Here is a 24,965-nt window from a genome sequence, read left to right as displayed (position 1 = left end):
GTGCCGACGGCGAGCCGCCCGGGTGGCTCGCCGGCTCAGGCAGGCAGCAGGCGGCCGATCACCTCGGCGAGCTGGGCGACATTGCGGCATTCGTGCATGGTGACGATGTCGGTGTAGTCCTCGGCGGCCGAGTCACCGGTCGACCAGGATCGCGACGGTTCCGGGTTGAGCCAGTAGACCGCCTTCGCTCGCTCGGTGATCGCCTGCAGGGCAGCGAGATTCGGGTCGGTGCGGTTGGTGCGGGCGTCGCCGAGGATCAGGACGCAGGTGCGGGGGCCGACGGCGTCGAGGTAGTGGTCGACGAAACCCTGGAGCACCTCGCCGTAATTGCTGGATCCGAACCGGGCGACGCCACCTTCGCGGACGATGTTCTGCGCGAAACCCGGTGGTGGGGGCTCGCCGGGGGTGAAGTACTGGGTGATCTCGGCGCAGGTGTCGACGAATCCGAAGCTGCGGACCTTGCTGAACTGATCCTGCAGGGCCTGCACCAATTGCAGCGTGAATTCGGCGAAACCACTGACCGAGCCCGAAACATCCGCCAGCACAACGAGATCGGGGCGGCCGCGCTTGCGGGCCCGCAGTACCGGATCGACGGGGACACCGCCGGTGGCCATGGAACGACGCAGGGTGCGGCGCAGATCGATCTGGCCGCGTACTGCCTTCTTGCGGCGCACCGCCAGTCGGGTGGCGAGCTTGCGGGCCAACGGGTGCACGAGGCGGCGCATCTCGGCGAGGTCCTGTTCGCGGGCGCCGAGGAAATCCGTTCGGTCCGCGGAGTTCTCGACACCGCGGCGGGCGATGTAGTCGGTGCCGCGCAGTTCGGCCGAGCGCAGGCGCGCCTCGGTGTGCACGTCGGTGCGGAACTGGTCGACGCGGCGGCGTGCCTCGATGGTGCGCACTGCCGTGTCGAACTGTCCTGTGCCACCCATGGTTTGGGCGAGCTGCTCGGAGATCTCTTCCGGGCGTAGCGATTTCATGGTCAAGTAGGACGACCAGCCCGCGCCGGAGGCCTGGGTGACCCGGCCCGCGCTCTCGCCCGCACCGCCGTAGGCGCCGAAGGTGTTGAGTGCTTCGCGGGCCAGTTCGGCGGTGTCTTCGCCCTGGACGAGGGTGGCGATCAGGCGCTCGCGCAGATCCTCGGCGTTCTCGCTCGGGCGTGCGGGTGGCAGCGAGACACCGAGAAAGTACAGGTCGAAGAGTTGGTCGAAGACTTTGCGTTGGCCGTTGCGGCGGAGCAGGCAGGCGGCCAGGCCGGAGCGGAGGATGCGGAGATCAGTGGTGCCGAGGGCCACGACCGCGGCTGCCGCGTCAATGGTTTCGCTGGGGCCCGCGTGAATATTGTGCTCGCGCAGCAGGGTGACGAAATCGACGAGCCGAGCACTCGTCGGGGCAAAGCGGGAATCCGTTGGCGCGCTAGGTGTCATCGCCAACGACCGATCGATGACGCCACCGGCGCCGGGCCGCAGAGGTGATCGACACACGCCGCGATCGCATCGCGGCGACTATCGGCGAGGCGGTTGAGGCTCAGGCTCACGGCTTCACGCTGCCGTCTGCCTGGTCGTCGAGCCCGAGCCGGTCGATGGCCACGCGATGGTCCGACTGATACTTCAGGAGAACACCGAGTGTCGAGCGGACCACACCACCGGTCAGCGTCCGTGTACCCAACGCGACCAAAGTTCTTGCCCAGTCGACAGTTTCGGCGATCGATGGCGCTTTGCGCAGGGCGAGCTGCCGTAACGCGCTCACCGTGGTCACCACCGGTTCGGCCAGCGCCGCATCCAGCTCTGGCACTTTGAGCGCGACGATCGCCTTCTCCAATTCCGCTGTCGGATAGTCGATATGGAGATAGAGGCAGCGGCGCTTCAGCGCTTCGGACAGGTCGCGGTGGGCGTTGGAGGTGAGGATGACGAAGGGCTTGCGGACGGCCGTCACCGTGCCGAGTTCGGGGATGCTCACCTGGAAGTCGCCGAGGACTTCCAGCAGCAGACCCTCGAGTTCCACGTCTGCCTTGTCGAGTTCGTCGATGAGCAGGACCGTGGGGTCGGGGTTGCGGATCGCCGCCAGCAGGGGGCGGGCGAGCAGGAATTCCTCGGTGAAGACGTGGTCGCGAGTGCTGTCCCAGTCCTCGCCGGAGGTGGCGGTGATGCGAAGCAGCTGCTTGGCGTGGTTCCACTCGTACAGGGCACGGGCCTCGTCGACGCCCTCGTAGCACTGCAGGCGGATGAGCTCGGCACGCACCGCGGCGGCGACCGCCTTGGCGAGCTCGGTCTTGCCGACACCGGCGGGACCCTCGATCAGCAGCGGTTTGCCGAGGCGGTCGGCGAGGAAGACCGCGGTCGCGATATCGAGGGACGGTAGGTAGCCGGCGGCTGTCAGCCGGTCGGTCACCTGGTCCACCGAGGAAAAGAAGTTACTCATCGGTAACCAGTATATCGAGTGTCACCCGCGCCCGGCGATCGCGGCGCCCCAGTCCATGCCGGTATCGCGCAGGGGGTTGTTCGTGATCGGGATCGCGCTGTATCGGTCGAGCCCGGCCGTGGCCGATCAGTACGGGTTGTCGGCCACTTCTATCAGACCGTCCTCGATCGCGGCCAGCAGCAGTCGGTGGTCGGCCATGGTCTGATCCGAATACGACATCGCGAAATCGCGCAATCCCTTGTCGAACTTGTCGCTGCCGCCGAGATAGGTGTCGATGGCGACCGGGTCACCGGAGCGGCAGTGGGCGCGGGCCAGTACGCCACCGCACAGGCCGCCGTAGTTGGAGAGCTGGCGATGGGTCATATTCTCGATATCGGCCGAGCCCTTCATGTCGCGGAACTGACGCCAGTAGTAGTCCACCCCCTTCGGACCGGTGGCCCAGCCGAGGAAGATGTCACTGGCCGCCTGCATCAACCGCTGACCTGCGACGACGCGATGTCCCTGCTGCTGGTATCTGCTCGGCATCTGATACGGCGCCAGCACCGAGGTGCCGGCCTCCTTCATCTGCAGGAACAGCGGAGCGCCGGACTCCTTGTCCATCAGCAGCGCGATGAAGCACCGGGTACCGACACTGCCGACGCCGACGACCTTCACGGCGGTATCGACCAGGGTGTAGCGATTGAGCAATACCCGCATCTGGTCGGGCAGGCTGCGCCGGTATTCGGCGAGCACGGACTGCACCGTCTTCTCGTCGGGCGAGGTGATAGGCACCAGTAGCGGCGGCTGATTCTTGATCCGCGGGATGCCGTCGGCATCGGGTGCGGTGAGCTTTTCCAGTGCCTGCAGGCTGGTGCGCTTCATCGCCGAGGCGACCGTCTTCTCGGCCTTCTTACGGAACTTCTTCTTCGGGATCTGCGCGATGACCTGGTCGGCGTCCACGCGGTCGTACCAGATGTCGAGGCTGTGCTGCTGTGCCATCTTCTCGATGCCCTCGCGATAGCCACGGGCGGTCGCCTCGGCCGCCGACGCCGCGTCCTCATCGGAACAGCCCTTGCCGAGCGCGGCGACCGCGACGCTGGCGGCCAGGCGTTTGACGTCCCATTCGAACGGGCCGGGCAGGGTCTCGTCGAAGTCGTTGACGTCGAAGACGAGGTGGCGTTCCGGCGTACCGAAAAGCCCGAAATTCGCCAGGTGCGCGTCGCCGCACAATTGCGCGATGAGCCCGGTGTCAGGACTACAGCCCAGGTCATAGGCCATGACGGCCGCGGCACCACGCAGGAAAGCGAACGGCGACTCCGCCATCCGCGCCATCCGGATCGGCACCAGACTCTGCACCCGTTTCGCGTTCTGTTCCAGCAGAATCGCCACCGGGTCCGCCCGGCCCGGCTCAGCCTTCCACTCCCCCAACGCCGACCGGGAAACCCGCTGCCGCGCCGCTCTACCGACCTCAGCCGCCTGCCGATCGAAATCCTCAACCGTCGTCATCGAGCAAGTCTCGCGCTACCGAACCGTCACGACAAGGGCCAGCGGATAACCACTCGGACACAGCGTGCGCGACCGCACCGGCAAATACGAATGGCTCATCGAGTAGGACCGCCGACAGCTTGGGCGTGGCGCTACGGACCAGGCCGCCTGCGCCACTCGTCGACTCGGCGGACGAGTTCCTGCCACCAGGTCCGGTGCGGGTCCGGTGGCGGAGCCGGCCGGGGCTCGGGCGTCGGCTGGGGCGCGGGAGTCGGTTCGGGGTCGGGTACCGGGACCAGCACCTTCCGGCGGATCCCGGTGCAGGTGAATTGGGTCGCCCGATAGGGATTCCCGTTCTGCGCCCACTCGGAGACGATGAGGGTGAACTTGCCGTCCTCGAGCCTGCTGTAGGGGTGGATGTAGCCGCCGTACAGGCGCGGGACCGTGTCGACACCGCGCGCCATCCCGGTGATCGGCCGGTGCGTGTGGGTCGTGATCCAGTTGGTGTTGTCGATGCGGTCGCCGACCTTGACGAAGATCGAGTAGTCCCCCGCGTCGAATCCGGAGATCACGGCCCTGTTCTCGACATAGCGCAGGCAGATCTCGCCGAATCGCCAACCGGGCAGGATCGGCGTCGGCTCACGGTTCCAGGCCCAGTTGTCGCCGTCCCAGCCCCAGCCCTGCCAGGCATGTGGATCGGACAGGCCGTCGACCCTCGCGCGCCACAGCAGCATGTCCTTGTTCCTGTCCAGGCCGCCGGTGGAGATGATGTGCACCCAGTCGCTGTGCGGGTCCTTGGCCCAGGAGATCATGACCCGCTTGCCGGCGAAGGCGCCGCACCAGAACTTCGAACCGCTGCGCGCCCAGGTGATCCCGCTGTCGTCGGATGTCCATACCTCGCACCACTTCTCGTTGCCCAGACCCTGGGTGTACATGACCCACAGGTAGATCCGGCCGTCGATGGTCATCGCGTCGCACGGCAGGACGGTGGAGTATTCGGCGTTGTCGTGCTGGTAGTCCCACAGCTGGCGGCCGTCGGTGCTCGGCGAGGTGGCCATGACGATCGGCTCGGCGGGGTCGCGCTGCGACGTGCGAGTGATGATGGGCGAACGCCAGTTCCCGATGCCGCCCATCGGTGGGCCGTACGGGCCGTCCCCGGAGAACGAGTCGCCCCAGATGAAGCCGACGTCGCCGTTGGGCAGCTCGAACGGAATCGCGAGATCGCCGCCACCGAGGTCGGCCGAGGGCACCGGGTTCAGATCCGTGACGCGGATGACACACCCCCCTCGGTCGGCTCGAGCCAAAATCGTTGGGCTGGTGTCGCTTCCGTCACCGCTTCAGGCTACCCGGAAGTTGTCGCCCGGCTGGTTCACGTGCGCAGGGCCGCAGCGCAGGGAGTCGGCAATTTCTCCACGTTCTCCACACGATCTCCGCACATCCGCGAGGTAGGTTGCGGTCTGTGTACAAGGAGAATCACCGTATCGTACTGCCGCCTCTGACAGCAGCTTTCGCGATGATCACGGCTGTTGGGGTCTGTCTGCAGCTCGGTCGGATACTGACCGACCTATGGGTGTTGGCGCTGCCGGTGCTCGCACTGGTGGGGCTGATGGTGATCGTAGTCTTCGCGCTCGCACTGTGGCGAGCCGCCCAGTATGCGACGAAGTGGCCGGTGGCGGTCACCGCGGCGATGGCAGTTGTCGGAATAGGCACTCCGGTACTTTTCATGGCGAATCCGGAGGCCGGACCGTGGACCCGATTCTGGCTCGACCGCCCCGCCTTCTCTGCAGTGGCGGCGATGGAGCTACCGGACCGTGATGGCTACTACGGCACGCAACTGCCGGGCCACCTGTGCTTCGTCTCGGTGACCTGCAAGGTGGCGACCATCGGCACCAGCGACGGCCACCCGGTCCGATTCCTTCCCGACTACACCGGAATCCCTGATGGCGCAACAGGATACGCCCATTTCGCCGGCCGCCCCGGCGCGGGCCCCTACGACGGATTCGGCGATCCGATCTGCCCGAGAACGGAACTGGCGGGGGGCTGGTGGTGGCTCGGCCCCTGCCCGTCGACCAGCCGCTAGCCGGCGCTTCACGCGAAACGTGTCGACGGCGCGGACGCAAGCCTCAGCTCTGGTATTCGTCGAACCACTAGTCAGGATGCAAGCAGGGAATCGAGACTCGAGTCCAAGTCGCGGTCTCGGTTGAAGCCGCGGGCCGCAATCAGGCGTACGGCCGAACGGGCCACCACAATGTCGTCCTCCGTCGCAACGCTCAACAACTCGCGTAGATCGGCGATATCTTGTGGACGCGTGCCGTCGTCGCGGAAGAGGAGTTTGAGGGCGATCAGGTGACCGGTTGTCGCTACCGGAAGACTGAGATCGGGGACGATCTCGATCTGGTCGGCAGCGGCGGCGATCTCAGACTCGATTCCTGAACTCGCGAAGAGCAAGTCGACCAGCACCGGGACGCCGTCGAAGTTTCTGCGCAGGCGGATTGTGGCGAGTCGTCCGTTGTCGTGCTCGACGGACGCGAACATGGTGTAGCCCACGTCGAACATGCTGCGTACCAACGCTTCTGCGCCACCGTCGTCCGCTACTGCAACGGCAAGGTCGATGTTATGAGTGAATCGGGGAATCGAGCGGGCCGAGACTGCGAAGCCGCCGACAAGGGCCCAGCGGTAACCCAGCTTGTCGATGTCAGCCCTTGCGCTCCGCAGCGCTGATTCGAGTGTGTTCACGCGAACCGGGCGGATGGGCGGGAGGATGCTTCGCTGGTTCCGGATCGGGACAGGAGCCAGGACGCAACCTTGTCGGCAATCTCGGCCGAGGATGCATTCGGGTACATCCGACGCATCCGCGTGCGGTACATCTGCACGCCGAATTCGGACATCTCCAGGGCGAGCCGGAGTCGCTGAGCTGGTGTTCCTTCCGTCACTCACACAGATTACGTCAGAACCCGAAAGGCCCGCTCGCACGTGGCGAACGGGCCTTCAGGGATAAGAAACTTACGCGGTTTCGGTGATCGGGCGGTCGACCCAGCTCATCAGGCCGCGGAGCTTGGCGCCGGTGACCTCGATGGGGTGCTCGGCATTGGCCTTGCGCAGGCCCTCGAGCTCCTTGTTGCCGCCTTCGACGTTGGCGACGAGGCGCTTGACGAAGGTGCCGTCCTGGATGTCGGTCAGGATCGCCTTCATGCGCTCCTTGGTGCCCGCGTCGATGACGCGGGGGCCCGACAGGTAGCCACCGAACTCGGCGGTGTCGGAGACCGAGTAGTTCATGCGGGCGATGCCGCCTTCGTACATCAGGTCGACGATCAGCTTGAGCTCGTGCAGGACCTCGAAGTAGGCCATCTCGGGGGCGTAGCCCGCCTCGACCATGACCTCGAAACCGATCTTGACCAGTTCCTCGGTGCCACCGCAGAGCACGGCCTGCTCACCGAAGAGGTCGGTCTCGGTCTCTTCCTTGAAGGTGGTCTTGATGACGCCCGCGCGGGTGCCGCCGATGCCCTTGGCGTAGGACAGCGCCAGCGCCTGGCCCTCACCGGTCGGGTCCTGATCGACAGCGATCAGGGCCGGAACGCCCTTGCCGTCGACGAACTGACGACGCACCAAGTGGCCGGGGCCCTTCGGGGCGACCATGGCGACGGTGACGCCGGCCGGAGCCTTCACCAGGCCGAAGTGGATGTTGAGGCCGTGACCGAAGAACAGCGCGTCGCCGTCCTTCAGGTTGGGCTCGATGTCGCCTGTGAAGATCGACGCCTGCGCGGTGTCGGGGGCGAGCACCATGATCACGTCGGCCCACGCGGAGACCTCGGCGGGGGTGCCGACGGTCAGACCGGCCTCTTCGGCCTTCGGGCGAGACTTCGAACCCTCGGCCAGGCCGACGCGGACGTCGACGCCGGAGTCGCGCAGGCTCAGCGAGTGCGCGTGGCCCTGGCTGCCGTAACCGATCACGGCGACCTTGCGGCCCTGGATGATCGACAGGTCAGCGTCGTCGTCGTAGAACATCTCGACTGCCACTTTGGTTGGTCCCTTCTCGAATGCGGTTAGGAAAAGTTATCGCGGAGGTTGCTGAGGGAGGTTCAGCGGGTCGCGGTGATCGACTTGGGGCCGCGGCCGACGGCCACGACACCGGACTGCACGATCTCGCGGATGCCATAGGGCTCGACCATGCGCAGCAGTGCGTCGAGCTTGGAACGGGTACCGGTCGCTTCGATGGTCAGCGCGTCGGGCGAGACGTCGATCACCTTGGCGCGGAACAACTGCACGGCCTCGATCACCTGCGTGCGCACCGACGCGTCGGCCCGCACCTTCACCAGGATCAGCTCGCGGGCCACCGAGGCGTCGGCGTCCTGCTCCACGATCTTGATGACGTTGATCAGCTTGTTGAGCTGCTTGGTGACCTGCTCGAGCGGCAGATCATCGACGGTCACGACGATCGTCATGCGCGAGATCTCGGGGATCTCGGTGCCGCCGACGGCGAGGGATTCGATATTGAAGCCACGGCGCGAGAACAGGCTCGCGACCCGCGCCAGCACGCCCGGCTTGTCCTCGACCAGGACGCTCAGGGTGTGGGTGGTGCTCATTCGTCGTCGCCCTTCTCGAATGCGGCCTGCTCGCGTTCCATCGCCTCGTGGATGACGGCCGGTTCGGAGACCGACTCGTCCTCGTCGAAGAGCGGACGGATGCCGCGGGCGAACATGATCTCGTCGTTGCTGGTGCCGGAGGCGACCATCGGCCACACCTGGGCGTCCTTGCCGACGATGAAGTCGATCACGACCGGGCGATCGGTGATCGCCTGTGCCTGCCGGATCGCGTCCTCGACCTCGGACTCCTTCTCCACCCGGATGCCGACGCAACCCAGCGCCTCGGCCAGCTTCACGAAGTCGGGGATGCGCAGGGTGTGCGTGCCGAGATCGGTGTTGGAGTAACGCTTCTCGTAGAACAGGGTCTGCCACTGGCGGACCATGCCCAGGTTGCCGTTGTTGATCAGGGCGACCTTGATCGGCACGCCTTCAATGGCACAGGTCGCGAGTTCCTGGTTGGTCATCTGGAAGCAGCCGTCACCGTCGACCGCCCAGACTTCCTTCTCCGGCGCGCCCATCTTGGCACCCATGGCCGCGGGAACCGCGTAACCCATGGTGCCGAGGCCGCCCGAGTTGAGCCAGGTGCGCGGGTTCTCGTACTTGATGAACTGCGCGGCCCACATCTGGTGCTGGCCGACGCCGGCGCAGTAGACGGCCTCGGGGCCTGCGAGCCGGCCGAGGGTCTCGATGACGTACTCCGGCGAGACCGAGCCGTCGCTCGGCGTCTTCCAGCCCAGCGGGTAGTTCTCGCGGATGCCGCTGAGGTAGGCCCACCATTCGGTGAGGTTCAGCAGCGGCGTGGCACCAGTGGCCGGGTCGGCCTTGAGGGTCTCGATCAGCTCGACGATCACCTCGCGCGCGTCGCCCACGATCGGGACGTCGGCGTGGCGGTTCTTGCCGATCTCGGCCGGGTCGATGTCGGCGTGGATGACCTTCGCGTCGGGCGCGAAGGAATCCAGCTGACCGGTGACGCGGTCGTCGAACCGGGCGCCGAGGGTGATCAGCAGGTCCGACTTCTGCAGCGCGGCGACCGCGCCGACGGTGCCGTGCATGCCGGGCATGCCCATGTTCAGTGTGTGGCTGTCGGGGAACGCGCCACGCGCCATCAGGGTGGTGACCACCGGGATGCCGGTGAGTTCGGCCAGCTCGAGCAGTTCGGCCGAGGCGTCGGACTTGATCACACCGCCACCGACGTAGAGCACCGGCTGCTTGGACTCCATGATCATCCTGGCGGCCTCGCGCACCTGCTTGCCGTGCGGCTTGGTGACCGGACGGTAGCCGGGCAGACGCATCTCCGGCGGCCACGAGAACGTGGTCTGGGCCTGCAGGGCGTCCTTGGTGATGTCGACCAGGACCGCGCCGGGGCGACCCGAAGCGGCGAGGTAGAACGCCTCGGCCAGGGTACGCGGGATTTCAGCCGCGTCCTTGACCAGGAAGTTGTGCTTGGTGATCGGCATGGTGATGCCGGAGATGTCGGCTTCCTGGAACGCGTCGGTACCGACCAGGCTCGACGGCACCTGACCGGTGATCGCCACGATCGGGACCGAGTCCATCTGCGCATCCGCCAGCGGGGTCACCAGGTTGGTGGCGCCGGGGCCGGATGTGGCCATACACACACCGACCTTGCCCGAGGCCTGCGCGTAACCGGTCGCCGCGTGCCCGGCGCCCTGCTCGTGGCGCACCAGGACGTGGCGGACCTTCTTGGAATCGAACAGCGGGTCGTAGACAGGAAGGACCGCGCCGCCGGGAATGCCGAATACCGTGTCGACGTCGAGCTCTTCGAGCGACCGGACCACCGACTGCGCGCCGGTGACGCGCTCTGGCGCGACCTGACGACGGGTGGGGTTGGTCGCCGGGCTACCGGGGGTAGCTGAAGGCGCTGACCTGCGGGCCGATGGCCCGGGTCGTGCGGTTGGTGCACTCACCGTCTTGGTTCCTCACTGTCTCGTTCTGACTCGGACTGACCCGACAGGGCCACTGGCATTCGCCCGAACACAAAAAAGCCCCCGCCCAGCGCATGGCTGTTCGAGGGTGGCGCGTCGCAAACGCGAGCTGACGTATTGACTAGATAGTCAGGCTCGACGCTGGACGCGCCGGCCGATTACGAGCTCGTTTCGAATCACACGTACGACGTTAGGCGCGCGTACTGCGTCGAGTCAAACAGGCTTTCCGCTCCGGTCCCATTCTGTGGGACTCGAGTGGTTGCGTGGGTCCGTGTACCAAGATGCGAGGATAGGAGGGTGTCATCACCGCATCAGTCCGTGCCACCGGCTAAATCGTCCCACACCACCGACGAGGGAACCGATACGGGTCGCCCGTCGCGACCCGGCGGCCTGCGGTCGGCCGGTCCCGGGCGGCTCGCCGCGATCGCAGCGGTGGTACTGGCGTACCTGATCGTCGTCGTCGTCGGCACCGTGCAGGACTGGTCGCTGGGGGTGCGGATCGGGTTGATCGTGCCCGTCGCGGTGATCGTCTGGCTGCTGGTGCCGCGCAAGGCGAACACACCGACCCCGGGTGTGCAGGTGATCGGCGTTCCCCGGCTGGCCTATATCGGCGTGCTGGTGCTGGCGTTCTGCGTGTTCTTCCCGTTCGTCGGGTGGCCTCTCGTGCTGTGGCCACTGTTGCTGGCCCCGGTGGTCGCGGTGTGGTGGGTGATCCGCACGCACACGACTGTGTCCGAGGGCGGGCTCGAGCTGAGCTCGATGTTCGGGAAGAAGCAGCTCGATTGGGCGCAGGTCAAGGGGATCAGGATTCCCAAGCGGGGATATGTGCGGGCTCGGCTTGCCGATGATTCAGAGGTGCGGTTGCCCGCGGTCGGCTATGACCGGTTGCGCGAGCTGATCGAGGCATCCGGGGGTCGCCTGCCCGATGTGTTCGCTTCGGCGGAGGCTGCCGAGGCGGAGCGGATCACCGCCGAGCGGGCCGCGGCGAAGGCCGAAGCCGAAGCGGGTGCGCCGTCGGAGGCGAAGGCGGAACCGGAAGCCGAGCCCACGTCCGAGCAGTGACCGTCGGCACTGCGGGAATCCGCACGACGGCCTCGGCCGTTGTAGCGGTAGGCTGACGGCGACCGGGCAACCCGCGCCGACGCCCACCACCGCGGCGACACCTCACGGAGCGACACTCCCGCCTCGAGCCCGGTTCCATCACTCCTGCACGTAACCACCGGCGCGACGCGACCATCGCCCGCCGGAGTAACGTGGCGGGTTGCCGGACGCATCGCGTACTCGCATGTGCCACGCAGGTCAGCCCCCTGCTCGCACGCTTGCCACGCACCCAGCGACACACGAGGATTTCAATGCCACCGCTTCGTTCACGCACCACCACCATCGGCCGCAATGCCGCGGGCGCGCGCTCGCTCTGGCGCGCGACCGGCATGACCGATTCCGACTTCGGCAAGCCGATCATCGCGATCGCGAACTCGTACACGCAGTTCGTGCCGGGTCACGTGCACCTCAAGAACATGGGCGACATCGTCGCCGAAGCCGTCCGCGCCGCCGGTGGGGTGCCGCGCGAGTTCCACACCATCGCCGTCGACGACGGTATCGCCATGGGCCACGGCGGCATGCTCTACTCGCTGCCCTCGCGCGAGATCATCGCCGACTCCGTGGAGTACATGGCCAACGCCCACACCGCCGACGCGCTGGTGTGTATCTCCAACTGCGACAAGATCACTCCCGGCATGCTCAACGCCGCGATGCGCCTCAACATCCCCGCTGTGTTCGTCTCCGGTGGGCCGATGGAAGCAGGGAAGGCAGTGATCGTCGAGGGTGTCGCGCAGGCACCGACCGACCTGATCACCGCGATCTCCGCGAGCGCGAGCCAGGTGGTGTCGGAAGAAGGCCTCAGCGAGGTCGAACAGGCCGCGTGCCCGACCTGTGGTTCCTGTTCGGGCATGTTCACCGCGAACTCGATGAACTGCCTGACCGAGGCACTGGGACTCGCGTTGCCGGGCAACGGTTCCACCCTCGCCACGCACTCCGCACGGCGCGCGCTGTTCGAGCGGGCGGGCACGGTCATCGTCGATATCGCCAAGCGCTGGTACCAGGACGACGATGCCTCGGTGCTGCCGCGCAACGTGGCCAACGCCAAGGCTTTCCGCAACGCGATGGCACTCGACGTCGCCATGGGCGGCTCGACCAACACCGTGCTGCACACCCTCGCCGCCGCGCAGGAAGGCGAGATCGACTTCGATCTGCAGAGCATCGACGAGATCAGCCGCCGGGTGCCGTGCCTGTCGAAGGTGTCGCCGAACTCGGATTACCACATGGAAGACGTGCACCGCGCCGGTGGCATCCCCGCCATCCTCGGTGAGCTGCGTCGTGGTGGGCTGCTGGAAACCGACGTGACCACTGTGCACACCGCCTCGTTCGAGGAATACCTCGACACCTGGGATGTGCGCTCGGGCAAGGCTTCCGACGAAGCGCTGGAGCTGTTCCATGCGGCGCCCGGTGGTGTGCGCACGGTCGAGCCGTTCTCCACCAGCAACCGCTGGTCCTCGCTGGACATCGACGCCGCCGGTGGCTGCATCCGTGACATCGAGAACGCCTACACCGTCGAGGGCGGGCTGTGCGTGCTGCGCGGCAACATCGCTCCCGACGGCGCGATCCTCAAGACCGCGGGCATCGACGAAGACCTGTTCACCTTCGAAGGCCCGGCCGTGGTGGTCGAGTCGCAGGAGGACGCGGTGTCGATGATCCTGGGCAAGAAGATCCAGCCCGGTGACGTGGTCGTCATCCGCTACGAAGGCCCGGCAGGTGGGCCCGGCATGCAGGAGATGCTGCACCCGACCTCGTTCCTCAAGGGTCTAGGCCTGGGCAAGGTGTGCGCGCTGATCACCGACGGTCGCTTCTCCGGTGGTACCTCGGGGCTGTCGATCGGCCACATCTCCCCCGAGGCCGCCTCGGGCGGTGCCATCGGCCTGATCGAGAACGGCGACCGCATCCGTATCGACGTGCACACCCGCGCGCTGGAAGTGCTTGTCTCCGACGAGGTCCTGGCCGACCGCCGCGCGAAGATGGAAGCCTCGGAACGCCCGTGGCAGCCCGTCAACCGCGACCGCACGGTGACCACCGCCCTGCGCGCTTACGCGGCACTGGCGACCTCTGCAGACAAGGGCGCAGTCCGCAAAGTGCCGTAGCCGCCTCTCCGCGTATTTTGGCCTGACCCAGGTGCGCCGCCGGTCGTTGATGCGACCGGCGGCGCACTTGTTGGTGAGGTCAGCCCGTCCCGGTGAGTTACCCATGTTCTTGCGAGATCAGCGGTACTGTTCTGCCGGTCGATGAAGATCTGGCCCCGTCGTTATTGTGCGACGGGGCCAGATTTCGTTTGCGTCAAACTAGCGCGGCTTGTGTCTTCTCTGTTGATGATTCGTCGTCGTCGCGGCCGGTTCGGGACGGGATCAGGGCGGTGGCCACGAGGCCGAGCAGGACGAAGCCCGCGGCCAGGTAGGCGCCGAGGTTGACGCCTGCGGTCATGGCAGATCGGCCTGCGGTGGCTACTTCCCGCGTATCCGGTTGGGCGGCAAAACCTTCGATCGCCGCGCCCGCGCTGCCAGTGATGGCGTGCGCGTATTGCTGGGCCTGGGCCGGGGGCGTGCCGGCGGCGGTGAGGTCGTCATCGACGTTCGAACTCAGGGTGGTGAAGAAGATCGTGGTGAGCAGCGCGATGCCGAGGGCGGAGCCCAGTTGACGGAAGGCACTCTGGATGCCGGAGGCTTGGCCGTTGTCGGCTTCGGGGATGTCGGCCAGGACGACATTGGTCACCTGGGCGGTGGCGAAGCCGACGCCGACGCCGTACACGCACAGCACCAGCGCGATCGACCACCATGAACTGTCGGTGGCGGCGAAGAAGCCCAGCCCGGCCAGGCCGACGACCTCGAGACCGAGGCCGAGGCGGACCATGTTCAGCGGGGACGCCTTGCCTGCCATGCCGAAGCTGGCGCCGCTGGCGATGAAGCTGCCGATGGCGATCGGCACCAGGGCCAGACCTGCCTGCAAGGCGCTGTAGCCGAGGGTGAACTGCATCCACAGCGGCAGCACCGCGACGATGCCGAACTCGCCGAGACCGATGATCAGGGTGGCGATATTGCCGTTGCGGAACGAGGCCAACGAGAACAGACTCAGGTCCATCAGCGCCTTGTCGGCGTTGCCGCCCCGGCGCAGCAGCACCTGCCGGATGACGAAACCGCCCAGCGCCAGCACACTCAGCACGAGCGCGACCAGCACCGGCGAAGGCCCACTCCCCCAGGTGAATCCGCCGATTCCCAGCGGATGGATGGTGGCGATCCAGCCGTAGGTGCGCCCCTCGACGAGCCCGAAGGCGAGCAGTCCGAGGCCGAGCACCGACAGGATCGAGCCGAGCACATCGAGTCGACCCGCGACCTTCGGCGACGGGGCGATGCAGGCCAGCACACCGACCACGATCAGCACGGCCAGCGGCACATTGATGCCGAATGCCCAGCGCCACGACACGTGTTCGGCCAGCCAGCCACCGAGCAGCGGGCCGAGCGCGGCGGCCGCACCGATCGTGGAACCCCACACCGCGAAGGCCTGACCACGGGCTTTGCCGGTGAAGGTGGCATTGAGCAGGGCGAGCGAGGTCGGCAGGATCATCGCCGCGCCCGCGCCCTGCAGGAACCGGGCGATGACGAGCAGGCCGCCGTCCGGTGCGAGCCCGGCCAGGATGCTGGTGGCGCCGAACACCACGACACCGGCGACGAACACCCGGCGTGCCCCGACGATGTCGGCGATCCGCCCGACCACGAGCAGCAGCGCCGCGAACACGATCGCGTAGGACTCCTGAATCCATTGCGCCTCGGTCGAACCCGTGTCCAGGTCTTCGATGATCGACGGGATGATCACGTTCACGATCGTGGTGTCGACCACGATCAGCGCCACGCCGAGGGCGATGGCGATCAGGCCGAGCCATCGGCGGATGGACGACTCTTGACTCATCGCACACTCCTATTTCCATGGTGGAATATTTCCATGGCCAAAGTAGATTGTGGGCAATAGGATGTCAAACGATGCGAAAGGAAACCATGAGCCAGGCCGACGCTCGCGCCCAGTACGAACGAATCCACGAAGGCATGCGGGCCTATGGCGCGAGTTACCGGGAGCTCGCCCGCCGGTTCGCGACCTGGCTCGGGTTGCACTCGACCGACGCCGAGGCACTGATCGAGATCCTCACCGCCGAGGAACGCGGGAGCACACTGTCACCGGCACGGCTCAGCGAACGGATCTCGTTGTCCAACAGCGCCACCACCGCGCTGCTGAACCGGCTGGAACAGGCCGGTCATATCGTGCGCAGCCGAGAACACGACGACCGTCGTGTCATCACACTGCGCAGCACACCCCGCATCCAGACTCTCGCCAATGATTTCTTCGGCCCACTCGGCACGAAGGTGGAGGACACGGTGATGGGGAAATATACCCCCGAGGAGCTGCGGCGGTTCGGAGCCTTCCTGGCCGACATCCACGCCACGATGACCGCCCACCTGGCCGAACCCGCACCGCCGCAGCCTCAACTCAGCTGAAAGGGCCGACGCCCTTCAACGGGTTGCCGCCGTGAAGGAACCAGAAGGTGATGATGGCGGCGGCGATAGCCAGCAGGACCACCACGAACGAGCCGTAGGAGGGGCGGGTGGCCCAGCCTCTGGTGCGGTCGAGGGACCAGCGGCCGGGGCCGGTGAGGATGATCGCCAAGGCCGCACCGACCAGCACGGAGTCGAGTTCGACGCCGGTGGGGGTGCTCGCGTTGTACTGGAAGCCGGGGACCATGCCCTGCTTCCACATCCACGCGTTCAGGATCGTGGCCAGGACGGCACCCGCGGCCAGCGGGGTGGCCAGGCCGATCACCAGCAGGATGCCGCCGCCGAGTTCACCGGCGATCACCAGCGCGGTCGACAGCGACGGGTAGTCCCAGCCGCCGCTTTCCATCATGGTCTTGGTGCCGTCGAGACCGGGGCCGTGGAACCAGCCGGTCAGCTTCTGCAGGCCGTGGTAGATGAAGGTGCAGCCGACCACCAGGCGCAGCACGAACAGGCCGAGGTCAAGGGTGCCGCGACGGGCCTCACGGTTGCGGCGCTGCAGGCGGACGGTTTCCGCCGAGGCCGCCGACGCGGGCGGAATCGTCGCGTACCCGTAATCATCGTCGCCGCCACCACGACCGGTTTGATTCGTGCTCGCACCGGGCACCTCGTCACCGGGGTCGAGACCGAGATCCTCGTCGGTGCGTGGAATGTCCTTCGGATCCGGCTTGCGCATCTGCGTCGTCGGCGAATCGAACGGGCTGGTCACCGGACGACCAGCCGCCGACGCGCCCTGCCCGGCCTGCGCCGAACCATCGTCGTTCGGAGTGTCACTCGACTTGTCGGTCACCGACTCACCTTATGACGTGCTGTCGCGGTGCGCCGCCCTTCTCCGCAACGGGCGTGTCAGGCCCGCTCGACTGCCGGGCGCTTGACAGATGTATCGGCGCGTCAGGCCCGCGCAGGTGCCGGTGACGTCTGACAGATGTATTCGGACGCAACGGGCGCGTCAGGCCGACCGCCGTGCCGGTAACGTCTGACAGATGTATTCGGACGCAACGGGCGCGTCAGGCCGACCGCCGTGCCGGTAACGTCTGACAGATGTATTCGGACGCAACGGGCGCGTCAGGCCGACGGTCGTGCCGGTAACGTCTGAGGTATGAGTTCGGGAATCGCGGGCCGCGTGGCAGTCGGGGTGGCACTCAGCACCGTTTTGCTAGCCGGGTGCGCCCGTTTCGACGAGTCGGCCTCTAGTCCGTTCACCACCGAACCGCAACTGGGCGGGTCCGGCGCGGAGCCGAAGAAGCCGCAGGACGAGCCGTCGCGGGCGCCACGTCCGACCGGGCCGTGTATCGACCCTGATCCCAACGTCATCGCCACCTGCATGGAGTCGGGCGCCGGGCTGATCGCGGTGGGCGAGGGCGCCTTCGTCGCGGAGCGAAAGACCGGGCGGATCCTGCAGGTGAAGGCGGTCGACCCGAGCACACCGCAGGAGACGCCGGTGGAGATCGCCAGCGTGCCCGTCGACGGGTCGGCCGACGGCGGCATCTCCGATATCGTGCTCTCCCCCACCTTCGGTGAGGACGGGCTGATGTACGCCTACATCACCACCGGGAGTGACAATCGGGTCGTCCGGCTGTCCAAGGGCGGGGCGGCCAAGCCGATCATCACCGGAATTCCCAAGGGCGCCGGCGGAAATCGCGGCGCACTGGAATGGTCGACGCCGACGCAGCTGATGATCCTCACCGGTGACGCCGGAAACCCCAGCGCCGCAGCCGATCCCGGCTCGCTCGGCGGCAAACTGCTTCGCTTGGACGCGCCGTCGGCGGGCGCGAACAACCCGCAGGTGGTGGCGTCGGGGATCGGCTCGGCCGGCGACATCTGCCGCGACGGCAAAGACGGCATGTGGGTCACCGACCGCACCGCCGCCGAGGACCGCCTCCAGCACCTGAGCCCTGACGGCACGCTCAGCGTCGCCTGGACCTGGCCCGACCGTCCCGGCGTCGGCGGCTGCACAGCCACCGGCGAGGGCGTCGGCATCGCACTGAGCGAGGGCAAGGCACTGGCCGCCGTCACCGCCGACCCCACCACCTTCGCCGTCACCACCGCCCCCACCCTGATCGCCCAGGACAAGTACGGCAAGCTCCTCGGCGCCACCGCCAGCGCCGACGGCAGCATCTGGGTCACCACCACCAACAAAACCGACGGCGAGCCGGGCGAATTCGACGACCGCGTCGTCCGCATCCCACCGCCCCAGGGCGGAGCCGGCGGCCCGGACTGAGCACAGATCTCGCACGTACATGGGTAACTCACCGGGTACGGGCGAACCCGATCTATCTCGCTTCCGCCGGTCGCCGACGGAAGCGAGATGGCGCCCAGGTCTGGCCTAAAGACTCGGGGAGGCGGGGGAGCAGGCGGCAATGACGAGGTCGCGCACGCGGGCCGCGTCGGCCTGGCCGCGGGTGGCCTTCATGACGTCGCCGACGATCTTGCCCGCGGCAGCAACCTTGCCGGAGCGGATCTTCTCGGCGATGTCGGGGTTGGCGGCGAGGGCCTTCTCGACCTCGGCCTGCAGGGCCGAGTCGTCGCTGACCATGCCCAAGCCCTTGGCTTCGACGATGGCGGCGGGTTCGCCCGCACCGGCGAGGACGAAGTCGACGACCTGCTTGGCGACCTTGTTGTTGACGGTCTTGGCCTCCACCAGCGCGATCACCGCGGCGACCTGGGCGGGGGTGATGGGCAGGTCGGCCAGGGCGATGTCGCGCTCCTTGGCCTTCTCGGTCAGGTAGGCGACCCACCAGGAGCGCGCCTCGTTGGCGGGCGCGCCCGCCTCGACGGTCGCGATGATGAGGTCGAGGGCACCGGCGTTGACCAGGTCGCGCATGACCTCGTCGGACAGGCCCCAGTCGGCCTGGATGCGGGCGCGCACCAGCCACGGGTACTCGGGGATGGTGGCACGCAGTTGTTCGACCCACTCGGCCGCGGGGGCGACGGGCTCGAGGTCGGGCTCGGGGAAGTAGCGGTAGTCCTCAGCGGTCTCCTTGCGGCGACCGGCGGCGGTTGACCCGTCGGCTTCCTGGAAGTGGCGGGTCTCCTGGACGATCTCACCACCGTCGGTGAGCACGGCGGCCTGGCGGCGCATCTCGTAGCGCACCGCGACCTCGACGCTCTTGAGCGAGTTCACGTTCTTGGTTTCGGTGCGGGTGCCGAATTCCTTGGCCCCTATCGGCATCAGCGACACGTTGGCGTCGCAGCGCAGCGAACCCTGCTCCATCTTCACGTCGGAGACGTTGAGGGAACGTAGCACTTCGCGCAGCGCGGTGACGTAGGCGCGAGCTACCTCGGGGGCGCGCTCGCCGGCACCGGTGATCGTCTTGGTGACGATCTCGATCAGCGGCACGCCCGCGCGGTTGAAGTCGAGCAGCGAGTGACTGGCGCCGTGGATGCGCCCGGTCGCGCCGCCGACGTGCAGGGACTTGCCCGTGTCTTCCTCCATGTGCGCACGCTCGATCTCGACGCGGAAGATGGACCCGTCGTCGAGGGTCACGTCGAGGTAGCCCTCGGTGGCGATCGGCTCGTCGTACTGGCTGATCTGGTAGTTCTTCGGCTGATCGGGGTAGAAGTAGTTCTTGCGCGCGAACCGGCCCCACGGGGTGATCGAACAGTTCAGCGCGAGACCGATCCGGATGGCCGATTCGATGGCCTTCTCGTTCACCACGGGCAGTGAGCCGGGCAGGCCGAGGCACACCGGGCACACCTGGGTATTGGGCTCGGCGCCGAACTCGGTGGGGCAACCGCAGAACATCTTGGTCGCCGTGGACAACTCGACGTGGACCTCCATGCCGAGCACCGGCTCGTACCGGGAGATGACATCGGCGTAATCCATCAACTCGACCGTGGGTGCGCTCATAACGAGCAGTCTAGGTAAGCCCGCTGACACACTCGGCCGGTGGTCCTAGCGGGGCGGGACGCGCTGGGTGAGCCAGTCGGTGACATAGGTGAGTACGGCCGGGTCGATGGTCGTCTCGATGGTGGCGTATTCGCTGGGTTTGCCGGTCGCGGTGGGCTGCATCATGTGGTTGAGGCCGGGGAAAGTGTGCACCGTCGAATCGGGACCGGCGGCGAGGTTCTCGCGCATCGGGCCCTCGTTCTGGGCGAGGATGACCTGCTGGTCCTTGTCGCCGAAGAAGGCCAGCACCGGCACGCGCAGCGCCTGCAGCGCCGGTTTCGGGTCGTAGGTGATGAACGAGGTCATGTAGGGGGTGTTGAACCCGTCGACCACCTGCTGAGGCGCGCGTTCGGCGACGGGCAGGGAATCGTTGTGCCGCTGGGTGAAGGCCTTGGCGCCCTCGATATCGCCCGCGCGCAGCAGCGCCGACCAGGTAGTGACGTAGGCGACCTGTTGGTCGATCTGGTCCTGCGGTGCGCCCGTCGAGGCCATGATCACCTTGTTCTGCTCGATCAGCACGTCGGCGCCGGGCACCGACGGGCCTGCCATCAGGATCGCGAAGGCGACAGAGCTGTCGGGCAGCGCGGCGACGATCGGCGCGAGGTAGCCGCCTTCGCTGTGCCCGAACAGACCGACCCGCGCGGGATCGATCTCGGGGCGGGCGCGCAGGAACGCGATGCCTGCGGCCGCGTCGGCGGCCAGGTCGAGGTAGGTGGCGTCGTCGAGTTTTCCGCTGGTGCCGCCGACACCACGGTCGTCGGTGCGCAGCACGGCATAGCCCGCGCGGGTGAAGGTGTCGGCCAGCAGCTGAAACGGGCGGTGGCCCGTCAGCTCTTCGTTGCGGTCCTGCGGCCCACTGCCCGTGATCAGCAGCATCGCCGGAAACGGGCCGCTGCCTTCGGGTTCGGTGAGGGTGCCCGCGATGGTGATATCGCCGTTGCGATAGGTGAGGTCCTCGCTGCGGTACGGGTACGGCGGTTTCGGGTCCTGGGGGCGGGGCGGGCTCTCGATCTTGCCGCGCTGCAGCGTGACCGGTGCCTTCTCCCCGGACTGGACCCAGTCGCCGACGAGCCGGTCACCATCGAGCTTGCCGCGGAAACCCGCGTCGCCCGGCACATCGGGGATATTGAACTCCACCCGGTCCGGTTCGGTACGAACGTCTTTCAGCGGTGTCTCGCGCACACCCTGAACCGGGATGTCGATGGTGGCCGACCCGTCCTCGGCGAAACTCACCCCGATCGCGATCGGCTGCCCCGGCACCGCGATGTCGCCGTGCCAGCTGCCGTGCACAGAGGGGGCCGCCACGTCGTCCGAGGACCCCGAACACCCCGCCACCAGCGCGGCGACGACGAACAGAACCGAAACGATCACTCGACCGGTGCGCATGAACCCACGGTACCGACGCGCACCGACAAAATTCGAGAACCCGAGGCATCGGGGCGATATCAGCCGAAGAAGGCCGACGCCTCACTGAGCCGTTCCGGCGGAACGCGTTTGAGCTGCTTGGTCGCCTCCGACAGCGGAACCAGCCCGATCTTGGTGCCGTGCAGCGCCACCATCTGACCGAAATGTCCCGCGTGTACCGCCTCGGCCGCGTGCACCCCGAACCGCGTCGCCAGAATCCGGTCGTAGGGCGTGGGGCTGCCACCGCGCTGGATATGGCCGAGCACCGTGGTGCGGACCTCCTTGCCGATGCGGCGTTCGATCTCCGAGCCCAGCTGCTGGGCGACCCCGGTGAACCGCTCGTGCCCGAACTCGTCGATCCCGCCCTCGCGCAGCGCGAATCCGGAATCGGGCGCGGGATGGGCACCCTCGGCGACCACGCAGATGAAGCTCTTGTCGCCGCGCTGGAAGCGGGCCTTGATCATCGCGCACACCTGCGCCACGTCGAACGGTTCCTCGGGCACCAGGGTCAGATGCGCGCCGGCGGCGATACCGGAATTCAGCGCGATCCAGCCCGCGTGGCGGCCCATCACCTCCACCAGCATCACCCGCTGATGGGATTCGGCGGTGGTGTGCAGGCGGTCGATGGCCTCGGTGGCGATCGACAGTGCGGTGTCGTGGCCGAATGTGACGTCGGTGCAGTCGATGTCGTTGTCGATGGTCTTGGGCACGCCGACCACCGGCACGCCCTCGTCGGCGAGCCAGCTCGCGGCGGTGAGGGTGCCTTCGCCACCGATCGGGATCAGTGCCTCGATGCCGTTGTCGTCCAAGGTCTGCTGGATCCTGGGCAAACCGGCGCGCAGCATGTCGGGGTTGGTGCGCGCGGTACCGAGCATGGTGCCGCCCTTGGTGAGCAGGCGGTCGGTGCGATCGTCGTTGAGGATGCGGATCTTTCGATCCTCGAGTAGGCCGCGCCAGCCGTCCTCGAAACCGACGACGGCATCGCCGTAGCGTCCGTTCGCGGTGCGGACCACAGCCCGGATCACCGCGTTCAGACCTGGACAATCTCCGCCTCCGGTCAAGACTCCGATGCGCATGCCGTTCATCTTGCCGCACCGGCGCAGATCAGGGGCAGTGACCTCCGGCGAGCTCACTCAGGTGTCCCGAGATGAGCGAGGCCATCTTGTCGAGCATGGCCATACCCTCGTTGAAACTGCCCGAATCCGGTTGTGCGGCGAAGGCGATCGCGATCCGGCCCGTGGGCGAATCGATCAGCCCGAACTGACGGACGAGGTACTTACCCCCCAGGTCGGGACCCCAGCCGCCCTTGAACTCGGCGCTGCCGAACGCGCCGAGACCCCAGCGGTGGCTCGCGATGATCTGCTGCATGAGCCCCACCACGCGCTCGCTCTGCGGGATGCACGGCAGCTGCGCGGCGAAGCGCACCTGGTCGGCCAGCGGCCATTCGGCCTGGCCGTAGACCGACGCGTCGGCACGGGTGCGGGTCGTCGGCACTGTGGTGCGAGTGTCGCCGCCTTGGCGCAGCACGTCCTCCACCGCCTTGGCCGCGTCGGCGCCACTGCCGAGCGAGGCCCACAGGGTGTCGGCGGCACCGTTGTCCGAGGCGGTGATGGCGGCAGACGCGTACGACGAGTAGGCGGCACTGTTGCGCAGGGCCGCGATGGCCAGCGGCACCTTGATCGTCGACCAGGCCGGACCGGACGACCAGTTGCCGAAGGTGACCATCTTCGTGCCACCCACCGGCATGATCGCCAGCCCCACGCTGCCGCGGAATCCCTGCTGGAGTTCGGTGAAATCGGCAGCCAGGCTGCCCGGCAACGCGATGGAGAAGGTCCCGCTGTCGGCGCCGGAATCGGTGACGGGAACCGTTGTTGTCACGCGCGGCGGGGCGGCCTTCGGCTCGCTACCGCAACCCGCGGTCGCGAGCACGACCACGCCCACGAACGCGGACAGCGCCACCCGGATGCGGTGGCGGCGTTCATTGTTCATTGTGTGAAGCATTTTCTTTTGTAAACTCCCCCGGGGCGTTCGGTGCTGGCGACCCGTACCGTTACCGTACTGCGACATATGCCGATCGCCCACTTCGAGTGCTCAACCCTCAGGTCAGTCGGTGTTCGCCGGTGTAGATGTTCATCGACTCGCTACGCAGGAACCCGACCAAAGTGAGATCGGACTCCGCGGCCAGGTCGACGGCGAGGGCGCTGGGCGCCGACACCGCGGCCAGGATCGGGATACCGGCCATCACCGCCTTCTGCGCCAGTTCGAACGACGCGCGACTGCTCACCACCAGCACCAGATCGTGCGCGGGTACCCGGTTCTCGCGCACCGCCCAGCCGATCACCTTGTCGACGGCGTTGTGCCTGCCGATGTCCTCACGCAGGGCGACCAAGGTTCCGTCGGTGGTGAACAGGCCCGCCGCGTGCAAGCCGCCGGTGGCCTCGAACAACTTCTGCCCGGCGCGCAGCTGTTTCGGCAGTTCGACAAGGGTATTGGTGCTGATCGACACGGATTCGTGCGGGATCGGGAAGCGACTGCGGGTGCGCACGTCGTCGAGGGCGGTCTTACCGCAGACGCCACAGCCGCCCGTGGTGAGGAAATTGCGGGTGTGGATCGGCACCGGATTGCGTAGGCGCAAGTCGAGGACGTTGTAGGTGTTGTGACCTTCGCTGTCGGTGCCCGCGCAGTAGCGGGCGGTGACGATGTCGTCGGCCGAACCGATGATGTCCTCGCCGAACAGCAAGCCGTGGACGAGGTCGATGTCGTTGCCGGGCGTGCGCATCGTGACGGTGAGCGATCGGCCGTCGACCCGGATTTCGAGCGGCTCCTCGACCGCGAGCGTGTCGGGTCGCTGGATCCGCCCGGCCGGGGAAAGGCGGGTCGTCTTGCGCCGTGCGGTGACTCTGCTCATCCCATGACTCTGCTCACTGTGAAGGTTCTGATCAACACGGCGTACCGATCAGCTGCCGACCGCGCGTTCCCTTCGGGCAGCCACATCGGCAGTTCCAGCGCATCGGACCAGGAGATCGCCGTACGGCTCGCGACGAGCGCTGCGCCTCCCACGAGGACGTGTCGTTCGGTAGAGAGCGGGCATCCAGGCGTCTGGTCAGTCGTCCTGGTCGTCGGCCGCTTTGTTGCGCGCCTTCGCGATCTCGAGCGCCTGCTCGGCGGTGGCCTGGTCCGGGTAGGGACCCATTCGGTCGCCGTACCAGCAGGTCTTGCCCTGTTCGGCCTTGTGGTGCTTGATGCAGTAGTACCACTCGTTGTCGTCAGCCATGCCCGCCAGTATGCAACGTTTCGCATACCGGCGTCTCGAAGGCCGGTAACACCGCGACAGCGATTCCCACCGCGACACCGAGCACAGTGTCGACCCGTTACCGATCGACCGGTAAGAAACCGATCTTGGACCCGGCCGAGCGACACGACGACCGTGAACCACGCCCGGAGTGATCTCGACGGTAGAGAATCGAGCGAGACACTGGACAGGGCTCGTATCTTTCTCGATCCGCTTTCACGCGAAGGGAAGATCTGGCAGGGCTGATGGTCCGCGATCAGCCGATGATGAAGAGCGTGAAAGTGACTGTCACACCGTCGAGTTGACCCGAGGAGAAAGGATCTCCGA

Annotated in this window: 22 protein-coding genes; 5 read left to right on the top strand and 17 right to left on the bottom strand. The window is 67.0% G+C overall.

Features of this window, described 5'->3' with window-relative positions; genetic code table 11:
- Window positions 1-35: 35 nt before the first annotated feature.
- The 4 genes from ACTWPB_RS15860 to ACTWPB_RS15845 form a co-directional block, all read right to left on the bottom strand.
- A complete protein-coding gene (locus ACTWPB_RS15860; protein WP_446221439.1) occupies window positions 36-1,424 on the bottom strand; it encodes a vWA domain-containing protein in 1,389 nt (462 codons plus the stop codon).
- Between the two features lie 106 nt (window positions 1,425-1,530).
- Window positions 1,531-2,418, bottom strand: a complete 888-nt coding sequence (locus ACTWPB_RS15855; RefSeq protein WP_446221438.1) for an AAA family ATPase — start codon at window positions 2,416-2,418, stop codon at window positions 1,531-1,533.
- Window positions 2,419-2,544: 126 nt separating this feature from the next.
- On the bottom strand, window positions 2,545-3,903 hold the full coding sequence (locus ACTWPB_RS15850) for a DUF2252 domain-containing protein (RefSeq protein ID WP_446221437.1): 1,359 nt from the start codon (window positions 3,901-3,903) through the stop codon (window positions 2,545-2,547).
- Between the two features lie 131 nt (window positions 3,904-4,034).
- Window positions 4,035-5,132, bottom strand: a complete 1,098-nt coding sequence (locus ACTWPB_RS15845) for a DUF4185 domain-containing protein (protein WP_446221436.1) — start codon at window positions 5,130-5,132, stop codon at window positions 4,035-4,037.
- Between the two features lie 263 nt (window positions 5,133-5,395).
- Between ACTWPB_RS15845 and ACTWPB_RS15840 the strand changes: the two genes are divergently transcribed.
- A complete protein-coding gene (locus ACTWPB_RS15840; RefSeq protein WP_446221435.1) occupies window positions 5,396-5,962 on the top strand; it encodes a hypothetical protein in 567 nt (188 codons plus the stop codon).
- A 71-nt stretch (window positions 5,963-6,033) separates the two neighbouring features.
- Here ACTWPB_RS15840 and ACTWPB_RS15835 read toward each other — a convergent pair whose 3' ends face one another.
- The 5 genes from ACTWPB_RS15835 to ACTWPB_RS15815 form a co-directional block, all read right to left on the bottom strand.
- Window positions 6,034-6,618, bottom strand: coding sequence for a nucleotidyl transferase AbiEii/AbiGii toxin family protein (locus ACTWPB_RS15835; protein ID WP_446221434.1), 585 nt, complete (start codon window positions 6,616-6,618; stop codon window positions 6,034-6,036).
- Window positions 6,615-6,815 carry a hypothetical protein gene (locus ACTWPB_RS15830; RefSeq protein WP_446221433.1) on the bottom strand — a complete coding sequence of 67 codons (201 nt, stop codon included), beginning with the start codon at window positions 6,813-6,815 and terminating at the stop codon, window positions 6,615-6,617. Before ACTWPB_RS15830 ends, ACTWPB_RS15835 begins: the two co-directional genes overlap by 4 nt.
- A 70-nt stretch (window positions 6,816-6,885) precedes the next feature.
- A complete protein-coding gene (ilvC, locus tag ACTWPB_RS15825) occupies window positions 6,886-7,887 on the bottom strand; it encodes a ketol-acid reductoisomerase (RefSeq protein ID WP_446226358.1) in 1,002 nt (333 codons plus the stop codon).
- Between the two features lie 74 nt (window positions 7,888-7,961).
- Entirely contained in the window at window positions 7,962-8,465 is a 504-nt protein-coding gene (gene ilvN, locus ACTWPB_RS15820; RefSeq protein WP_019048314.1) for an acetolactate synthase small subunit, read from the bottom strand.
- Complete coding sequence (locus ACTWPB_RS15815) at window positions 8,462-10,390, bottom strand: acetolactate synthase large subunit (protein WP_446221432.1); 1,929 nt, start codon at window positions 10,388-10,390, stop codon at window positions 8,462-8,464. The genes ilvN and ACTWPB_RS15815 overlap by 4 nt, the downstream gene beginning before the upstream one ends.
- A 315-nt stretch (window positions 10,391-10,705) precedes the next feature.
- On the opposite strand from ACTWPB_RS15815, the gene ACTWPB_RS15810 reads away from it, so the two are divergent.
- Together ACTWPB_RS15810 and ilvD are read left to right on the top strand one after the other, a co-directional pair.
- The gene (locus ACTWPB_RS15810) at window positions 10,706-11,470 is read left to right on the top strand and encodes a PH domain-containing protein (RefSeq protein WP_446221431.1); all 765 of its coding nucleotides are present in this window, start codon (window positions 10,706-10,708) and stop codon (window positions 11,468-11,470) included.
- A 290-nt stretch (window positions 11,471-11,760) separates the two neighbouring features.
- Entirely contained in the window at window positions 11,761-13,602 is a 1,842-nt protein-coding gene (gene ilvD / locus ACTWPB_RS15805) for a dihydroxy-acid dehydratase (protein WP_446221430.1), read from the top strand.
- 193 nt (window positions 13,603-13,795) lie between these two features.
- On the opposite strand, the gene ACTWPB_RS15800 is transcribed toward ilvD, so the two are convergent.
- A complete protein-coding gene (locus ACTWPB_RS15800) occupies window positions 13,796-15,418 on the bottom strand; it encodes a DHA2 family efflux MFS transporter permease subunit (RefSeq protein WP_446221429.1) in 1,623 nt (540 codons plus the stop codon).
- Window positions 15,419-15,489: 71 nt separating this feature from the next.
- Here ACTWPB_RS15800 and ACTWPB_RS15795 point away from each other — a divergent pair, with 71 nt between their 5' ends.
- A complete protein-coding gene (locus ACTWPB_RS15795) occupies window positions 15,490-15,999 on the top strand; it encodes a MarR family winged helix-turn-helix transcriptional regulator (protein ID WP_446221428.1) in 510 nt (169 codons plus the stop codon).
- On the opposite strand, the gene ACTWPB_RS15790 is transcribed toward ACTWPB_RS15795, so the two are convergent.
- Window positions 15,992-16,843 (bottom strand): DoxX family protein, encoded by an 852-nt coding sequence (locus ACTWPB_RS15790; RefSeq protein ID WP_446221427.1) that lies wholly within the window; start codon window positions 16,841-16,843, stop codon window positions 15,992-15,994. The two genes, ACTWPB_RS15795 and ACTWPB_RS15790, sit on opposite strands and share 8 nt — an antisense overlap.
- A 309-nt stretch (window positions 16,844-17,152) precedes the next feature.
- Between ACTWPB_RS15790 and ACTWPB_RS15785 the strand changes: the two genes are divergently transcribed.
- Entirely contained in the window at window positions 17,153-18,274 is a 1,122-nt protein-coding gene (locus tag ACTWPB_RS15785) for a PQQ-dependent sugar dehydrogenase (protein WP_446221426.1), read from the top strand.
- A gap of 105 nt (window positions 18,275-18,379) precedes the next feature.
- On the opposite strand, the gene gatB is transcribed toward ACTWPB_RS15785, so the two are convergent.
- The 6 genes from gatB to ACTWPB_RS15755 form a co-directional block, all read right to left on the bottom strand.
- Window positions 18,380-19,903 carry an Asp-tRNA(Asn)/Glu-tRNA(Gln) amidotransferase subunit GatB gene (gene gatB, locus ACTWPB_RS15780; protein WP_446221425.1) on the bottom strand — a complete coding sequence of 508 codons (1,524 nt, stop codon included), beginning with the start codon at window positions 19,901-19,903 and terminating at the stop codon, window positions 18,380-18,382.
- 45 nt (window positions 19,904-19,948) lie between these two features.
- Window positions 19,949-21,328, bottom strand: a complete 1,380-nt coding sequence (locus ACTWPB_RS15775) for an alpha/beta hydrolase family protein (RefSeq protein WP_446221424.1) — start codon at window positions 21,326-21,328, stop codon at window positions 19,949-19,951.
- Between the two features lie 59 nt (window positions 21,329-21,387).
- Window positions 21,388-22,422 (bottom strand): ATP-dependent 6-phosphofructokinase, encoded by a 1,035-nt coding sequence (locus ACTWPB_RS15770; protein ID WP_446221423.1) that lies wholly within the window; start codon window positions 22,420-22,422, stop codon window positions 21,388-21,390.
- Between the two features lie 28 nt (window positions 22,423-22,450).
- Window positions 22,451-23,335 carry a hypothetical protein gene (locus ACTWPB_RS15765; protein WP_446221422.1) on the bottom strand — a complete coding sequence of 295 codons (885 nt, stop codon included), beginning with the start codon at window positions 23,333-23,335 and terminating at the stop codon, window positions 22,451-22,453.
- Window positions 23,336-23,444: 109 nt separating this feature from the next.
- On the bottom strand, window positions 23,445-24,254 hold the full coding sequence (gene fdhD, locus ACTWPB_RS15760) for a formate dehydrogenase accessory sulfurtransferase FdhD (RefSeq protein ID WP_446221421.1): 810 nt from the start codon (window positions 24,252-24,254) through the stop codon (window positions 23,445-23,447).
- A gap of 195 nt (window positions 24,255-24,449) precedes the next feature.
- The gene (locus tag ACTWPB_RS15755; protein ID WP_446221420.1) at window positions 24,450-24,620 is read right to left on the bottom strand and encodes a hypothetical protein; all 171 of its coding nucleotides are present in this window, start codon (window positions 24,618-24,620) and stop codon (window positions 24,450-24,452) included.
- Window positions 24,621-24,965 lie beyond the last annotated feature (345 nt).

The sequence above is a fragment of the Nocardia sp. IBHARD005 genome, assembly GCF_052814245.1.
Note: the sequence above shows the minus strand (reverse complement) of the source record. Positions and strands in the feature narration are given on the sequence as shown.

Bases quoted from the DNA above. Each gene is read 5' to 3' on its own strand.
- ACTWPB_RS15765 (WP_446221422.1), bottom strand. From the start codon at position 23,335: ATGAACAATGAACGCCGCCACCGCATCCGGGTGGCGCTGTCCGCGTTC.
- ilvC (WP_446226358.1), bottom strand. From the start codon at position 7,887: ATGTTCTACGACGACGACGCTGACCTGTCGATCATCCAGGGCCGCAAG.
- ACTWPB_RS15770 (WP_446221423.1), bottom strand. From the start codon at position 22,422: ATGCGCATCGGAGTCTTGACCGGAGGCGGAGATTGTCCAGGTCTGAAC.
- ACTWPB_RS15800 (WP_446221429.1), bottom strand. From the start codon at position 15,418: ATGAGTCAAGAGTCGTCCATCCGCCGATGGCTCGGCCTGATCGCCATC.
- ACTWPB_RS15855 (WP_446221438.1), bottom strand. From the start codon at position 2,418: ATGAGTAACTTCTTTTCCTCGGTGGACCAGGTGACCGACCGGCTGACA.
- ilvN (WP_019048314.1), bottom strand. From the start codon at position 8,465: ATGAGCACCACCCACACCCTGAGCGTCCTGGTCGAGGACAAGCCGGGC.
- fdhD (WP_446221421.1), bottom strand. From the start codon at position 24,254: ATGAGCAGAGTCACCGCACGGCGCAAGACGACCCGCCTTTCCCCGGCC.
- ilvD (WP_446221430.1), top strand. From the start codon at position 11,761: ATGCCACCGCTTCGTTCACGCACCACCACCATCGGCCGCAATGCCGCG.
- ACTWPB_RS15860 (WP_446221439.1), bottom strand. From the start codon at position 1,424: ATGACACCTAGCGCGCCAACGGATTCCCGCTTTGCCCCGACGAGTGCT.
- ACTWPB_RS15785 (WP_446221426.1), top strand. From the start codon at position 17,153: ATGAGTTCGGGAATCGCGGGCCGCGTGGCAGTCGGGGTGGCACTCAGC.
- gatB (WP_446221425.1), bottom strand. From the start codon at position 19,903: ATGAGCGCACCCACGGTCGAGTTGATGGATTACGCCGATGTCATCTCC.
- ACTWPB_RS15850 (WP_446221437.1), bottom strand. From the start codon at position 3,903: ATGACGACGGTTGAGGATTTCGATCGGCAGGCGGCTGAGGTCGGTAGA.
- ACTWPB_RS15795 (WP_446221428.1), top strand. From the start codon at position 15,490: ATGCGAAAGGAAACCATGAGCCAGGCCGACGCTCGCGCCCAGTACGAA.
- ACTWPB_RS15840 (WP_446221435.1), top strand. From the start codon at position 5,396: ATGATCACGGCTGTTGGGGTCTGTCTGCAGCTCGGTCGGATACTGACC.
- ACTWPB_RS15775 (WP_446221424.1), bottom strand. From the start codon at position 21,328: ATGCGCACCGGTCGAGTGATCGTTTCGGTTCTGTTCGTCGTCGCCGCG.
- ACTWPB_RS15755 (WP_446221420.1), bottom strand. From the start codon at position 24,620: ATGGCTGACGACAACGAGTGGTACTACTGCATCAAGCACCACAAGGCC.